The sequence below is a fragment of the Pseudarthrobacter sp. MDT1-22 genome, from assembly GCF_054511035.1.
The window spans coordinates 42,538-57,008 of record NZ_JBTNDK010000016.1 but is presented as its reverse complement, the minus strand read 5'-3'; the positions used below and the strand labels follow the sequence as shown (position 1 = coordinate 57,008).

The 14,471-nt window shown below is 65.2% G+C and carries 12 protein-coding genes and 2 riboswitches; of the genes, 2 read left to right on the top strand and 10 right to left on the bottom strand.

Annotated elements, in window-relative coordinates; all coding sequences use genetic code 11:
- Positions 1-21: 21 nt before the first annotated feature.
- The 5 genes from groL to ACX80M_RS13580 all read right to left on the bottom strand — a co-directional run bounded on the left by groL (position 22) and on the right by ACX80M_RS13580 (position 4,583).
- Positions 22-1,650, bottom strand: coding sequence for a chaperonin GroEL (groL, locus tag ACX80M_RS13600; protein ID WP_058929984.1), 1,629 nt, complete (start codon positions 1,648-1,650; stop codon positions 22-24).
- Between the two features lie 292 nt (positions 1,651-1,942).
- Positions 1,943-3,208, bottom strand: coding sequence for an ABC transporter substrate-binding protein (locus ACX80M_RS13595; protein WP_252602270.1), 1,266 nt, complete (start codon positions 3,206-3,208; stop codon positions 1,943-1,945).
- An 11-nt stretch (positions 3,209-3,219) separates the two neighbouring features.
- Complete coding sequence (locus ACX80M_RS13590) at positions 3,220-3,426, bottom strand: cold-shock protein (protein ID WP_252602267.1); 207 nt, start codon at positions 3,424-3,426, stop codon at positions 3,220-3,222.
- 158 nt (positions 3,427-3,584) lie between these two features.
- A complete protein-coding gene (locus ACX80M_RS13585) occupies positions 3,585-4,202 on the bottom strand; it encodes a LytR C-terminal domain-containing protein (RefSeq protein WP_252611396.1) in 618 nt (205 codons plus the stop codon).
- A 51-nt stretch (positions 4,203-4,253) separates the two neighbouring features.
- Positions 4,254-4,583 carry a DUF3263 domain-containing protein gene (locus ACX80M_RS13580; protein WP_252611398.1) on the bottom strand — a complete coding sequence of 110 codons (330 nt, stop codon included), beginning with the start codon at positions 4,581-4,583 and terminating at the stop codon, positions 4,254-4,256.
- 133 nt (positions 4,584-4,716) lie between these two features.
- Here ACX80M_RS13580 and ACX80M_RS13575 point away from each other — a divergent pair, with 133 nt between their 5' ends.
- Together ACX80M_RS13575 and ACX80M_RS13570 are read left to right on the top strand one after the other, a co-directional pair.
- Entirely contained in the window at positions 4,717-5,487 is a 771-nt protein-coding gene (locus ACX80M_RS13575) for a uracil-DNA glycosylase (RefSeq protein ID WP_058929988.1), read from the top strand.
- A 14-nt stretch (positions 5,488-5,501) separates the two neighbouring features.
- Positions 5,502-6,341 carry a siderophore-interacting protein gene (locus ACX80M_RS13570; protein WP_459309841.1) on the top strand — a complete coding sequence of 280 codons (840 nt, stop codon included), beginning with the start codon at positions 5,502-5,504 and terminating at the stop codon, positions 6,339-6,341.
- A 22-nt stretch (positions 6,342-6,363) separates the two neighbouring features.
- Here the strand turns inward: ACX80M_RS13570 and ACX80M_RS13565 are convergent, their stop codons facing one another.
- The 5 genes from ACX80M_RS13565 to ACX80M_RS13545 form a co-directional block, all read right to left on the bottom strand.
- Positions 6,364-7,851 (bottom strand): threonine/serine exporter family protein, encoded by a 1,488-nt coding sequence (locus ACX80M_RS13565; RefSeq protein WP_252611401.1) that lies wholly within the window; start codon positions 7,849-7,851, stop codon positions 6,364-6,366.
- Positions 7,852-7,890: 39 nt separating this feature from the next.
- Positions 7,891-9,207, bottom strand: a complete 1,317-nt coding sequence (locus ACX80M_RS13560) for a peptidoglycan bridge formation glycyltransferase FemA/FemB family protein (RefSeq protein ID WP_459309840.1) — start codon at positions 9,205-9,207, stop codon at positions 7,891-7,893.
- Between the two features lie 86 nt (positions 9,208-9,293).
- The gene (locus ACX80M_RS13555) at positions 9,294-10,367 is read right to left on the bottom strand and encodes a lipid II:glycine glycyltransferase FemX (protein WP_459309839.1); all 1,074 of its coding nucleotides are present in this window, start codon (positions 10,365-10,367) and stop codon (positions 9,294-9,296) included.
- A 187-nt stretch (positions 10,368-10,554) separates the two neighbouring features.
- Entirely contained in the window at positions 10,555-13,425 is a 2,871-nt protein-coding gene (gcvP, locus tag ACX80M_RS13550) for an aminomethyl-transferring glycine dehydrogenase (protein WP_459309838.1), read from the bottom strand.
- Positions 13,426-13,464: 39 nt separating this feature from the next.
- A riboswitch (glycine riboswitch) is annotated at positions 13,465-13,610 on the bottom strand.
- Between the two features lies 1 nt (position 13,611).
- Positions 13,612-13,709, bottom strand: a riboswitch (glycine riboswitch).
- 180 nt (positions 13,710-13,889) lie between these two features.
- Positions 13,890-14,429, bottom strand: coding sequence for a TetR/AcrR family transcriptional regulator (locus ACX80M_RS13545; protein ID WP_252603436.1), 540 nt, complete (start codon positions 14,427-14,429; stop codon positions 13,890-13,892).
- Positions 14,430-14,471 lie beyond the last annotated feature (42 nt).

Sequence of the window (14,471 nt, the reverse complement as noted above, 5' to 3'; positions counted from 1 at the left end):
ACGTAGTCCGGGCGCTGGGGACTAGAAGCCGCCCATGCCGCCCATGTCGTCGCCGCCACCCATGGCCGGAGCGTTCTTCTCCGGCTTGTCGGCCACTACGGCCTCGGTGGTGAGGAACAGACCGGCAATGGAAGCCGCGTTCTGCAGGGCAGAGCGGGTTACCTTGACCGGGTCGTTGATGCCGGCAGCCAGCAGGTCGACGTATTCGCCGGTTGCTGCGTTCAGGCCGTGGCCTGCAGGCAGGCCGCGGACCTTGTCGACAACAACGCCAGGCTCGAGGCCAGCGTTGAAGGCGATCTGCTTCAGCGGGGCGTCGATGGCAACGCGGACGATGTTCGCACCGGTTGCTTCGTCACCTGTCAGGTTCAGGTTCGCGAACGCCTTGGCGCCGGCCTGGATCAGTGCAACGCCGCCACCGGCGACGATGCCTTCTTCAACAGCAGCCTTCGCGTTGCGGACAGCGTCCTCAATGCGGTGCTTGCGTTCCTTGAGCTCAACTTCGGTTGCGGCACCGGCCTTGATGACTGCAACGCCGCCGGCCAGCTTGGCCAGGCGTTCCTGCAGCTTCTCGCGGTCGTAGTCCGAATCGGAGTTTTCGATCTCGGCACGGATCTGGGAAACGCGGCCAGCGATCTGGTCGGCGTCGCCGGCACCTTCAACGATGGTGGTCTCGTCCTTGGTGACAACAACCTTGCGGGCGCGTCCCAGGAGTTCCAGTCCGGCGGTCTCCAGCTTGAGTCCGACTTCCTCGGCGATGACCTGGCCACCGGTGAGTACAGCGATGTCGGCCAGCTGGGCCTTGCGGCGGTCGCCGAAGCCCGGAGCCTTGACGGCAACGGACTTGAAGGTGCCACGGATCTTGTTGACGATCAGGGTGGCCAGGGCCTCGCCCTCGATGTCCTCGGCAATGATCAGCAGCGGCTTGTTGGACTGCATGACCTTTTCCAGGACAGCAACCAGTTCCTTGACGTTGGAGATCTTGGAGTTGACGATCAGGATGTACGGGTCCTCAAGGACCGTTTCCTGGCGCTCAGTATCAGTAACGAAGTAAGCGGAGATGTAACCCTTGTCGAAGCGCATGCCTTCGGTGAGCTCGAGCTCCAGGCCGAAGGTGTTGGACTCCTCGACGGTGATGACGCCTTCTTTGCCCACCTTGTCCAGGGCTTCAGCGATCAGGGCGCCGATTTCGTCGTCACCGGCGGAGATGGAGGCAGTAGCCGCAATCTCTTCCTTGGTTTCGATTTCCTTGGCCGAGGCCAGCAGTTCAACCGTGACGGCCGCGACAGCCTTCTCGATACCGCGCTTGAGGGACAGCGGGTCAGCGCCGGCCGCGACGTTGCGCAGGCCTTCCTTGACCAGGGCCTGCGCCAGCACGGTAGCCGTGGTGGTGCCGTCGCCAGCGACGTCGTCCGTCTTCTTGGCAACTTCCTTGACCAGCTCAGCGCCGATCTTTTCGTAAGGGTCGTCCAGTTCGATCTCCTTGGCGATGGAAACACCATCGTTGGTGATCGTGGGGGCGCCCCACTTCTTTTCGAGGACGACGTTGCGTCCACGCGGGCCGAGGGTGACCTTGACGGCGTCGGCGAGGATGTTCAGGCCCCGCTCAAGACCGCGGCGTGCCTCTTCATCAAATGCAATGATCTTGGCCATAACGGCAGTAGTCCTTTCGGGACAGTCGTTAAGAATGAACCTCACTGCAGTGCCCGCGACGGACGATCCTTCACCGGCGGCCTCTGTATGCCGCGGCTGGGGATCTCACTCCAGCTAGGTATTTCTCTCGCTCCACGACCCGCCGCCAAGCTCCGCTGCCGGAAAAACCGGACGTTGCTTTAGCAGTCGGTACGTAAGAGTGCTAACTCAATAATTAGCACTCCCTAGGTGAGAGTGCAAGCGAAAGACCCCGCAAATCGCCCTGTCAGGGCGACCCGTTCGCCATTGGCGATCAGCCTGCGGCCCGGCCCGCAGCCTCACGGCCGCTGAGCACTGCCTTGTTGTCCGCGCCGTACGTGAACACCATGTAATTGGCAGTGGTGATGTCACCGTTGGAATCGAAGGCAACCGGCCCCGATTCGCCGTCGTAATTAATGCCTGCCCCGGTCTTCAGGACAGCGAGGCACTCGGTGTAGGACAGGCACGGCTTGGTGGCCGGGCCAGAGGCCTTCGCGGCGGGCTGCCCGCCAACTGTCCCGCCGGACACGGCGATCAGGTTGGCGGCGATGGAGCGGCCGGCATCGTCGTCAGCCTTCGCTGCCGCCAGGGCCGCGAGGTTCACGGCGTCGTAGGTCTCGGCGGCGAACGAAAGGTCTTTCAATGCAGGGTTGACCGAAACAAGCCGTGCTTGGAAGTCCGCGGACGGCAGCAGGCCTGGCACCACTGCACGGGCGCCGTCGAGGGCCTTGGATCCCACCCCCGAACCGTATTGGGCGAAGGCGCCGTCGCTCAGGATGATGCTCTTGCCCGAGATCCCAGCGTTATTGAGCTCGGCGATGGCGCCCTGGGCATCGCCCCTGGCGATGAGCACCACGGCGTCAGGCGTGGCAGCCTTGGCAGCAGCTGCCGCGTTCCCGGCGTCGCCGGGCTTGAAGGCGGTGGTGGAGACAGTCTCCAGGCCGGCGTTCTTGGCGGCGCCGGTCACCGCGACCGAAACGTCCTTTCCGTAGCTAGAGTCCTGGTAGACCACGGCAAGGCCCTTGGCGCCGCCGTCCTTGGCCAGTTTCACCAGCACCGAGGCCTGTGCAACGTCCGCGGCCGCCGTCCTGAAGTAGTAGCCGCCGCTCTTGAAGCGGGACAGGCCGGCAGCGGAGTTGGCCGGCGAGACGAGCGGGACCCGCGCAGCCGAGAGGACGTCGATGGCGGCAGCGGCGTGACTCGAATCCGTGGGACCGATCACTGCATCAACCTTGGCTGAGGCCAGATTCCTGGCCTGGGCATCGGCGCCTTCACCGGCGCCTACCACCAGGTCAACAAGCCTGCCCTTGTGACCGCCGGCCGCATTGATTTCCTTGATGGCCAGTTGGGCCGCAGCGAGCTGCGAGTCGTTGAGGAAGGCCTGCCCCCCTGCGCTGTCCTGGATCAGCCCGATCCGCAGCGTGCCGTCACCGGACGCTTCAGCGGATTCAACGCGGGCGTTGCCGCCTGCCCCGGCACAGCCGGCCAGGGCCAGCAGGACGGCCGCCCCTGTGGCTGTGCGGACGATTGTTGAACGCAAGCTGCGGGAGATCACTGCGTGGGCCGGACGTTTTCTGCCTGCGGGCCCTTCTCGCCTTCACCGACTTCAAGCTCCACGCGCTGGCCCTCATCCAGGGCCCGGTAACCTTCGCCCTCAATGGCCGACCAGTGCACAAAGACATCGTCCCCGGAGCCGTCCACCGTAATAAAGCCGTAGCCCTTTTCGGCGTTGAACCACTTAACCGTTCCCAATGCCATGATGTCCACTCTTTTCCGTCGTGCCGTCGGTCCCTGTCGGAAGTGTGCCGCTTGTTACGGACCGAAGCCTGAAATCACTCTAGCGACAAGCCATCCGGCGGGCCGAACCACACGGCCGCTCCGGGGCCCAAAAGTTACTCAGGCGTGACCGCGAGACGCTACTGGTAGCCCGGCCCCAGGACAACAACCAACGGCACCTGGAAGTCCTGGCTCTCCACCAGGGTAGGGATGTTCAGGAGTTCGGAGACTGCTTCGGCGTTGGCTTTCTGCGCCGGGCCCGAGTAGAAGATCGCGGATGTTTGCTGCGGAGCGCCGCCCCAGTTCCCCACCTGGCCCAGCGTCCAGCCATCGGCCTGGACCATAGAGCTGATGCGTCCGGCGAGCCCGGCCTTACCGGAGGCGTTGTAGATGGCCACGCCCTGGGTCTTGTCCAGCACAACCGCGGAGGGAATGTTACTGGGCGAAGCGCTGGGCTCGGCGTCAGGGCTATTAGAGGGCTCCGGGTCCGTGGAGGCTTCAGCGGTGGCCGACGGTGCCGCGCTTGCCTCGGGGGCCGCGGTTGATTCCAGGCTGGTGGAGGCTTCACTGCCGGCCTGGGTGAACCCGAGCTTGGGAAGGATCAGGAAGGACACCACTCCAATGGCCAATGCCACAATCCCCACCGCGAGGATGGGCCACAGCTTGCGGCGGGCAGGCGCCGAGGCCGCACGGTGGACGCCTTGCCGCGAGGCGGACTCCGGAACCTTGTCGAATTCATCCCGAGCGTATTTGGTCATGGTGGGGAGACGTCCTTGTTGATTGCTGCTGATTGCTCAGCACGAGCGTGGTCAGGCGTCGGAACCCAGGCGTCGTGCAGTGCGTGCCCGGTGACGCGACGTACGTAGTCTACGCAATCTCTTGACCAACATGGGGTCGTGGGCCAGTGCAGCCTCGGTGTCGATGAGGGCGTTGAGCAGCTGGTAGTAGTGCGTTGCGGACAGATCGAACAGCTCCCTGATGGCCTGTTCCTTGGCCCCGGCGTACTTCCACCACTGCCGCTCGAGTGCCAGCATTTGCTGGTCGCGCTCACTCAACGGGGAGTCACGGAGGGTAAAGTCAGCCAGCAAAGAACCGCGCTCCTCCGGCTCCGGCATATATTCCCGAGCAGGTTCCGCCACGGCACACCCCTTCGCTGGTCTCGCTGAATCACCGGTCAAGTTACTAAATCTCCTCCCCATGCTACGGCGTGAATAACACGGTTGTCATTTGCGCCCCGACCGCAGCATCAGGCAACCCTGCGAGAATGGGAGCGTGTTTGAATCTGACGCGCTGTTCGAACTGACGGCGGACCCGGCGGAGGCCGTTGGCTTTGCCGAGATGGCCGCCTTGCCGCTCAGTGAGCTGATGGCTGCCGACTGGGCGGAGGCGCTGGGCCCCGTAGAGAGTGAGCTGCGCGGCGTCCTGGGCTTCCTGGCTGCCGAAGTTGCCGCGGGCCACCGCGTGCTGCCGGCGCCGTCGAACGTTCTGCGCGCCTTCCGGCAGCCGCTGGCTGGCGTGAAGGTCCTGGTAGTGGGCCAAGACCCCTACCCCACGCCGGGCCACGCGATCGGCCTGTCCTTTGCCGTTGACGGGCGGACCCGCCCCATCCCGCGGAGCCTCGCGAATATCTACCGTGAGCTGGAGTCTGACCTCGGCCTTCCGGCGCGCGTCCACGGCGACCTGTCCGCCTGGGCAAGCCAAGGGGTCCTGCTGCTTAACCGGGTCATGAGCGTCCGCGCCGGGGCAGCCGGCTCCCACCGGGGCAAAGGCTGGGAGGCCATCACGACGGCGGCAGTCACCGCGGTGGCCAGCCGGCGCACTTCCGACGGCGGGCCGTCGCCGCTGGTGGCGGTGCTGTGGGGCAAGGACGCGGAGAGCGTCCGGCCCCTCCTGCCCGGCGCGGCGGTCGTGTCCAGCGCCCACCCCAGCCCGCTGTCGGCGTCGCGCGGATTCTTCGGCTCCCGGCCCTTCAGCACCATCAACCAACTGCTGCAGGACCAGGGATGCCCTGGCGTAACCTGGGAACTCCCTCCGGTCCCTTAGCTTAGGCTTGCCTTATGAGCACTCTTCCGGCCGCCACCAACGCCACGAAAAAAACACGTCCGCAGATCGATCTCACGGTCATCCGACGGGAAGAACTCTCGCCATACGTGGTCAGGATCGTGGCCGGCGGCGAAGGTTTTGCCGCCTACGTGAACAACACCTTCGTGGACCGCTACATCAAAATCGTCTTCCCGCAGCCCGGCGTTGACTATGCCCAGCCCCTGGACCTGTGGACCATCCGCGAAACCATGCCCCGCGAGCAGTGGCCCTTCACCCGCACCTACACGGTCCGCTGGGTGGACACCGAGGCCCAGGAACTCGCCATCGACTTTGTGATCCACGGCGACGAAGGGCTGGCCGGCCCTTGGGCGGCTGCCGCCAAGCCCGGGGACACCTTCACCTTCACCGGCCCGGGCGGCGCCTACAACCCGGCGCCTGACGCTGACTGGTACCTCTTTGCCGGCGATGAAGCCGCACTTCCTGCGATCGCCGCCGCCATCGAATCGCTGCCGGCGGAAGCGACCGGCCTGGCGTATATCGAGGTGGACAGCGACGCCGACATCCAGCCCCTCGCGTCCCCGGCGGGCGTTAAGGTGACCTGGCTGCGCCGCCACGGCGCGCCGGCAGGCGCCGGGGACCTCCTCGTCTCAGCGGTGGCCGACGCCGAATGGCCCACTGGCCGCGTTGACGTTTTTGCCCATGGCGAGCGCGGCTACATGAAGAGCCTGCGGGACGTGTTTTTCGTCCAGCGCGGCCTGGAACGGAGCCAGGTTTCGCTGTCCGGCTACTGGGCCCAGGGCCGGGTGGAGGACGACTTCCAGGCGGAGAAGAAACTGCCCGTGGGGAAGATCTAAGCAGGGAAGATCTGAGCTGTACCTAGCGGCGCCGGGCGCGTCGCCGTTCGTTGCTGGCCAGGCTGCCCGTCAACGGCCGGGCCAGGGTGTCGCCGAGGACAATGCCGGCCGCTGTGCCCAGGACGATCGCGCCGGCGTTGAGCATGCCGCCAGCGCCGAGGAGGATTTCGGATTCCTCGATGGTCAGCACATACATCGAGCGGAAAATGGTCAGCCCGGGCAGCAGGATCAGGGCCGCCGGGACGGCCACCACCAGCTGCGGTGCGCCCATCTTCAACGCCACCACCCGCGCCAGCAGGCCAATCACAACGGCGGCGAGCGCCGGGGAGAACCGGTCACCGACGCCGAGGGACGCGGCACCCAGCAGCACAAGGTAGCCCACGACGCCCACGCCCGCGGTAGGCAGCAGCAGCTCCCAGGAGGTCTGCTCCGTCACGCCGATGGCCATCACGGCGACGGCAATAAAGATCACCAGGACCCAGAGGTCGTAGGCTGGCGGGAATGTCTGGGTAACGCTAATGGGCTGCATTCCGGTCATCGCGCCCACCACAAAGGCCACCGCGATCCCGGCCACAATCGCACCAAAGGTCAGCAAGGTGGACAGAAACCGGCCCGCTGCGGTCACGGGGAACCCGTTGATGGCATCCTGGACCGAGGAGACCAGGCGCCCGGTGGGCAGCAGCAGGAGGATGCCGCCTACCACCACAATCGCCGGGGCGTTGGTGAGTTCAAAGCGCCACAACAGCAGCGCGGTGAGTGTAACGCCGAAGGAGCATGCCGCCGTCGTAAAGAAGTCCGGAACCCGCCACCGGCCCAGCTGGCGGGCGAGCAGGCTGACACCGATGTTGGCCACGAAGGCAATGCCCGAGGACACCGGCCCGCCGCCGAGCACACCCACAAAGACTGCGGCGAACACGCCGAACGCTATGGTGACCATCCAGCGCGGGAACGGTTTGGGGCTGGTGATGGCCTCGTCCAGCCGGCGGATGGCTTCATCGCGCCCCACTCCCCCGGCCACGATGTCCGTCACCAGCCGGTGTACTTTGGCCAGCCCGGCATAGTTGTTGGTCCAGGACCGCACAACCCGAAGCAGCGAGATGGGCGTCTGGTCCTTGGGCGCATAGTTGATGGCCACCGACTGGTTGGTGATGTCCACTTCGATGTTTTTCAGCCCCAGCGCCGCGGTGACGGCAATAATGCTCGTCTCCACTTCCAGGGCTCCTGCCCCGTACCGGAACATGGTCTCGGCCAGGTGCAGGGAAAAGTCCAGGGTCTTGCGTGCGGACGTGTCCACGCCTCCCACCTGGATCATGGGGTTGGCGTAGGGGCTTCCGGCGAGCCTGTCCACAATGCTCAGTGGCGCCGTCGGCGGGTTCTCCCCCCGCACCAGGCGCCGCAGCATCCTCTTCGCCGCCGCATCCTGGTGGATTTGGGAGGGGGTGAGAGGCTCTGTTTTGGGCAGACCGTCGGTGGGAGGCCTGCGCCTTGGGTTTTCAGGTCGATCGTTCACCTTGGTGCTCCTCCCTTTCTGGCAGTTCGTGGTTTGGTGTTAGGCCTGGCGCTTCAGTGGCAGTTTGCCCAGCAGGGTGCGCGCCGCCGCGATGGCCGCTCGGAACAGGCGGTTGGCCTGGAAGGCTACCGGCCGCACCGGCATCACGAAGTCACCCAGCAGCTGGACCACGTCGCCGCCGAAGCCCTTCTTGAACTCGTAGCCGCCGTGGCCTTCTTCGTCCTGTCCCTGGATGCCGAAGGTGCCGTAGAAGTTGTAGCGCGAGTAGCCCTTGTCCAGCGCGTGCAGCAGCATCCCCCAGTACAGCGAGGTGGCGCCGTTGAAGTAGATGTAGTCCTGCTTGCTGCCGCCGATGACGCAGACCACCTCGTCGCCGAAGCAGACGAAGTGGATGGCGGCTACTGTTGCCACTCCCACCGAGTCCGGGAACCGCTCGATGTCCTTGAGGCTGCGCTCGTAGCTGTCCACGAGGTCCTGGACCACTTTGAGGCGGTTGGCCTTCTTTTTGCTGCCGGTCTCTTCCACTTCACGGCGGAGTTCGGCTGCGGACGCGGATTCCGCTTCCAGCCGTTCGGTGATGGACTTCCGGTACGCGGGGATGTCGATCTTGGCCATCATGAGTTTGGTGAACTCGGCCGAGGTGGTCCGCAGGAGCTGGTCGTAGTATTCGCGTTCCCGGTAGAAGAAGCCCCTCTCGTCCCCCGCCGTGCTCAGCGCATAGTAGAACTCGTCGAGGGTCTCAAGGGTGGCCTGCTCCAGGAACACGCCGTTCTTTTCAGCCTTCCGGATGGCCTTCCGTGTCCGGTAGCTGGTGCCCATGATGAGCTCCTCGGCGTCCGTGATGCCGTCGAGCTGCTTGATGAACATCCAGTTCACGTTGGTGAAGTTCATGTCCGAGCCTTGGTGTTCAAGACCCAGGCCCGCCAGTTCCGCCACGAGCGGCCTGTTGTCCACGATCTCGGGGTGTTCGGCGCCGTCGGCATCGCGGGCGATGTACGTCAGGTTCGGGGAAATCCGGAGTTCGGCAGCCTTGCGTTCCGCGGCGCGTTCCTTAAGGAGTCCGACGACGTCACGCACCAGTGCGGAGTCTGTGTAGTCCAGGAGGGGGCCCTTGGCGCACTCGCACACCTTGTAGCCCCAGCGGTTGGTGGTGAAGTTCAGTTTCCCGGCAGCGACCAGGTCGCCGTCGCGCCTTACACCGAACAGTTCCACTGACTGACCGCGGGCACGCTGGAAACGGGTGAAGTCAGCGGACTGGATGAAGTTGTTTTGCGGATGCTTGAGGGAGAAGGACTCAAACTCGGCATCGCTGAGGACGCTGAGCTCGAGTCCGGCTCCGGCCTTGGTTGGATTCACGGAAATAACCTCATCTATGGCTGGGCTGCCGACTGGGGCAGGCGCTGGCCTTCGTGGTGTGGATGGTGAGAGTGGCTGGTGGGCGGTCAGTAGAACTGCTGGCCGGTGCGTGCGGTTTCAAGCCGGCGGAAGACCCGTTCCGCGCCCTTGACCCACAGGGTGTGCCTGACGGGCGACAGCACGTAGTCGTAGCAGCCGACGAAGTCCGTCACCGTCTTGGTGAAGCTCGTTTTGAACATGCCCATGCCGTACAGGTGGTGGGTCTTGTCCTTGATCAGGCCGGAGGGCGGCGTGCCGCAGAAGTCGTACTCGGTGCAGCCGAGTTCCTGCATTCTCCGCATGGCCTGCCACTGGACCAGGTGCGAGTCGCCGTACTGCTTCCTGTTCTGCGTGGAGCCGCCGTCCTTGTAGGTTGCCTTGGATCCGTAGTTGATCACAAAGGCGCCCACACTGGGTTTGCCGTCTTCGTAAACGAAGAAGAAGCTGCCCTGGCCGCGCGTGCAGAATTCGTCCCAGAACTGAGTGTAGTACTCGAGGCTGCGCAACGGCATGGAACCCTTGGCGTTCACCGTGTCGGCCATCAGGTCATACAGCGCCCGGTACGTTTCCGGGCCTGGCTCCTGCTGCACCACGGCGCAGCCTTCGCGCTCTGCCCGGCGGATCGCGTTGCGGGCGCGGGAGGAGATGGACCGGAACACCTCGTTCTCCGGTGCCGCGATGTCCAGGAGCGCCGTGGAGTCATTGGACTGGATGTTCGGGGCCTTCACCAGGCCGGCGGCGGCGAACTGTGCCCGGGCTTCCGGGGTGGACACGATGTCCGGTTCAATCTTGATGGCGAAGACATTGAGCTTCCGGCTCCGGGCGAATGCAGCGCACGCGTCCAAGACCGGCTTCAGGTCCTCGACGGCACCCAGGTCAGGACCTTTGATCAGGTACCACAGGCGGCCCAGCACCGGGAATTTCTTCTCCAGCACCAGGTTGTAGCTGGCAGTCCCGGCAGACTCCAGGACCAGGAAACGGGCGGTCCAGCCGCTGCCGTTCTTCACGGACGCGTAGGCAGCGGACTGCAACATGTTGCCGCCGTTCGGGTTGGCCGTGACGTGCTTGTCCCAGTTCTCAATTTCCTCCGCTGTGGCAAAGCGGGCGGTGAATTCTCGCAAGGGGGCCGTGTCCAATCTCAGGGGTTGCGTAGCCACAAGTCTAAAGCCTCCGGTTGGGGCGGCAGGTCCCCGGCATCCTCTGCCTGCTCTGGGCCCACACCGGCAGGGTTCCCTCGCCGAGCTTGCGAGGCTAGGGAGCCGGTGGGGCGCAGCACGCGTGAAAACTCCGGTCTGCCGGGCCCGGACTCTAGTCTTCGAACTCGGAGAGCGGCGGGCAGGAGCAGATCAGGTTGCGGTCCCCGGCTGCGCCGTCGATGCGGCCGACGGGCGGGAAGTACTTGTCCTGCTTGAGGTGGTGGACCGGGAAGGCGGCCTGCTCACGCGGGTACTGACGGGTCCAGTCGGAAGATACGACGGCGGACGCGGTGTGGGGTGCGTGGCGCAGCGGGCTGTTCTCCACGCTGAAGTCGCCGTTGGCCACCTGGTCGATTTCCTTGCGGATGGTGATCATGGCGTCGATGAACCGGTCGATCTCCACGAGGTCCTCGGACTCGGTGGGCTCCACCATCAGCGTGCCCGCAACCGGGAACGCGAGGGTGGGGGCGTGGAAGCCATAGTCGATGAGGCGCTTGGCCACGTCCTCGGCGGTGACGCCGGTCTTCGCCGTCAGGTCACGGAGGTCCAGGATGCACTCGTGCGCCACGAGTCCGCCTTCGCCGGTGTAGAGGACCGGGAAGTACTCGTTCAGCCGTGCCGCGACGTAGTTGGCCGCGAGCAGCGCCGACTTGGTGGCTTCGGTCAGGCCTTCGGCACCCATGAGCTTGACGTAGGCCCAGGAGATCGGCAGGACACCAGCGGAGCCGAACCGTGAGGCAGAGATCGGGACGTCATTGCCTTCGGTCCACGTGGCTGCGTTACCCGGCATAAACGGCGCCAGGTGGGCCTTCGCCGCGACCGGGCCCACGCCGGGTCCGCCGCCGCCATGCGGGATGCAGAACGTCTTGTGCAGGTTCAGGTGCGAGACGTCGCCGCCGAACTTGCCCGGCTGCGCCAGGCCAACAAGCGCGTTCAGGTTGGCGCCGTCCACATAAACCTGGCCGCCTGCAGCGTGCACCGAATCGCACACCTCACGGACATCGGCGTCGTAGACACCGTGCGTGGACGGGTAGGTGATCATGATCGCCGAAAGGGCGTCCTTGTTCGCCTCGATCTTGGCATTCAGGTCAGCGTGGTCGATGCTGCCGTCCGCGGCGGTGGCAACCACAACGACCCTCATGCCCGCCAGGACAGCGGAGGCTGCGTTAGTGCCGTGCGCCGAAGCCGGAATCAGGCAGACCGTGCGCTGGTCATCGCCGCGGGACAGGTGGTAGCCGCGGATGGCCAGCAGGCCGGCGAGCTCGCCCTGGGACCCGGCATTCGGCTGCAGGGACACCTGGTCGTAGCCCGTGATCTCGGTCAGCTGGTCTTCGAGATCGGTGATGAGTTCGCGCCAGCCCACGGTCTGGGAATCCGGGGCGAACGGGTGGATCGAGGCGAACTCCGGCCAGGAAATGGCTTCCATCTCTGCCGTGGCGTTCAGCTTCATGGTGCAGGAACCCAGCGGAATCATGGTGCGGTCCAGCGCCAGGTCCCGGTCGCTCAGCCTGCGGATGTAGCGCAGCAGCTGGGTCTCGGAACGGTGCGTGTTGAACACCGGGTGCTGCAGGTAACCGGAGGAACGTTCGACGGCGGCATCCAGCGCGAACTCCGTGTCAGTGCCGGCGGCCGCGTCCACCGCGGCGGCACCAAAGACGTCCAGCACGCCGGCGACGATGGCCGGGGTTGTGGTTTCATCGGCGGAAACGCCGATGGTGTCGCCGTCGATGTGGCGCAGGTTGATGCCCTGGGCTTCCGCTGCGGCAACAATGGCCGCAGCCTTGCCGGGCACGGAAACCGTGACGGTATCGAAGAAGCTTGTGTGCAGAACGTCCAGGCCGGCCGCCTTGAGCGATGCGGCGATGGTTGCAGCGTGGCTGTGGGTGGTCTCGGCGATTGCCTTCAGGCCGTCGGGGCCGTGGTACACGGCGTAGAACGAGGAGACGATGGCCAGCAGTGCCTGCGCGGTGCAGATGTTGGACGTGGCCTTCTCGCGGCGGATGTGCTGCTCCCGGGTCTGCAGCGCCAGGCGGTACGCGAGGGTCCCGGCGTCGTCCTTGGAGACTCCGACGAGGCGGCCCGGCATGGACCGCTCCAGGCCCTTCGCCACCGCCATGTAGGCCGCGTGCGGTCCGCCGAAGAACAACGGCACACCAAAACGCTGGGTCGAGCCGACGGCGATGTCCGCGCCCTGCTCCCCCGGAGGCGTGATCAGCGTCAGCGCCAAAAGGTCGGCAGCGACCGTGACGAGCGCGCCGCGCTCCTTGGCAGCCTCGATCACGGCGGCGTGGTTGAAGACCCGGCCCGAGACGCCCGGCTGCTGCAGCACAATCCCGTTGATAACGCCGTCGGGCAGGCCCTTGGACAGGTCAGCGACCTCCACCTCAAAGCCCAGGGCTTCGGCGCGGCCCTTCACAATCGCGATGGTCTGCGGCAGGCAATCGGCATCCAGGACCGTCTTGCCGTCCCGGGCCTCCTTGTTCTTGTTCGCCCGGCGCATCATCAGCACGGCCTCGGCCACGGCGGTGGCTTCATCCAGCAGCGACGCGTTCGCGATCGGCAGGCCCACCAGGTCCTGGACCATGGTCTGGAAGTTCAGCAAAGCCTCAAGCCGGCCCTGCGAAATCTCCGGCTGGTACGGCGTGTACGCGGTGTACCAGGCCGGGGCCTCCAGGATGTTCCGGCGGATGACAGCGGGCGTCACGGTGTCGTAGTAACCCTGGCCGATCATCTGCACAGCCGTCTTGTTCTTCGCCGCGAGCTTCCGCAGCTCCGCAAGGACCTCAACCTCACTGAGGGCGTCCTTAAGGCGGAGTGCCACATCCTGCCGGATGCCGTTGGGAACGGCCGTATCCACCAGCGCGTCCACAGTGCCGTAGCCGACGGCCTTGAGCATGGAGTCGATATCGGCCTGGCGGCGGGCGCCAATATGCCGGTCAACGAAAGTGGCCGAGGCCGAATTAACACTCACAAGGAACTCCATTACTAAGGCGGCGCAGGGTGCGCCACATCGACTCGGGTTCCTCCCCACTCTGTCTGGGACCTGAGAGTTTCCGCGCAGCCTGCTTCCGCTAGGCTGCGCTTGCACCGTCGGTGGGCACAGCGGTCCTGACATTCCGGAGTGATCCGGGACGCTTCAGGCGGACGGCCTGCCACTTTCCAGAGTTGCCTGGCCGCGGCGGTACGTGGGCCTGAGAGATTCCTGGGGAGGATTTGCTCCTACGGCGCCTGTTGTACCTACTAACAGAACTCTCCCGCCGCAGATCAAAGGCATATTCAGATTTTGTGGCGGCCGCAGATGGTCGCCACGCGGTCCAATTCTCCTACGCCCCGGGCCACCGGGCAAATGAGGTCGGCGGATTCTGCTCAATCATTCCGGTGTGGAGCTCCAGCGCGCCCGGATGGACGCGGGCTGCACCAGAAGGCTGGCCGAATGATTGAGCAGAATCAGCCGCGAAGCCGCTCCACGGCAGCGAGGAGCTCCTCAATGTCTCCATGCCTGCCCCGGCTGTCCCCGGTGGTACCGCTTTCCCACATGGCGTTGAAATACAGCCCGTCCCCCATGTACAGCACGGCTTTCGCCACGGCCGTGCCGACGTCGGCCGCGATCAGGTCCAACCATTGCTGCTGGATGGCGGCAAAGCGGCGCCGGGCCTCTTCATGGGCCACTTCAGCCAGCCGGGTGGCGGCCACGAAGGAGCGGTCCATAGGCGAGTCGGACCAGAGCGAGGAACGGATGAAGTAGGCCGCCGCACCTTCGGCTGCTGCGGCCATCAGCGCGAGGTCCTCGACGGCCAGTCGGTCCAGCCGCTCCAGCACCGCAGCGATCAGCGCTTCCTTGTTGGGGAAGTGGTAGAGCAACCCGCCCTTGGATACGCCGGCCCGCCTGGCCACCGCGTCCAAAGTGGCAGCCCGCTCCCCCACATCGATCAGGAGTTCTTCAAAAGCGTCGAGGACTGCATCGCGTGCGACGGGATTTCTGGCCATGGCTTCAATCATGCACGCTCCGGGCCCCGTTTCTTAACTATA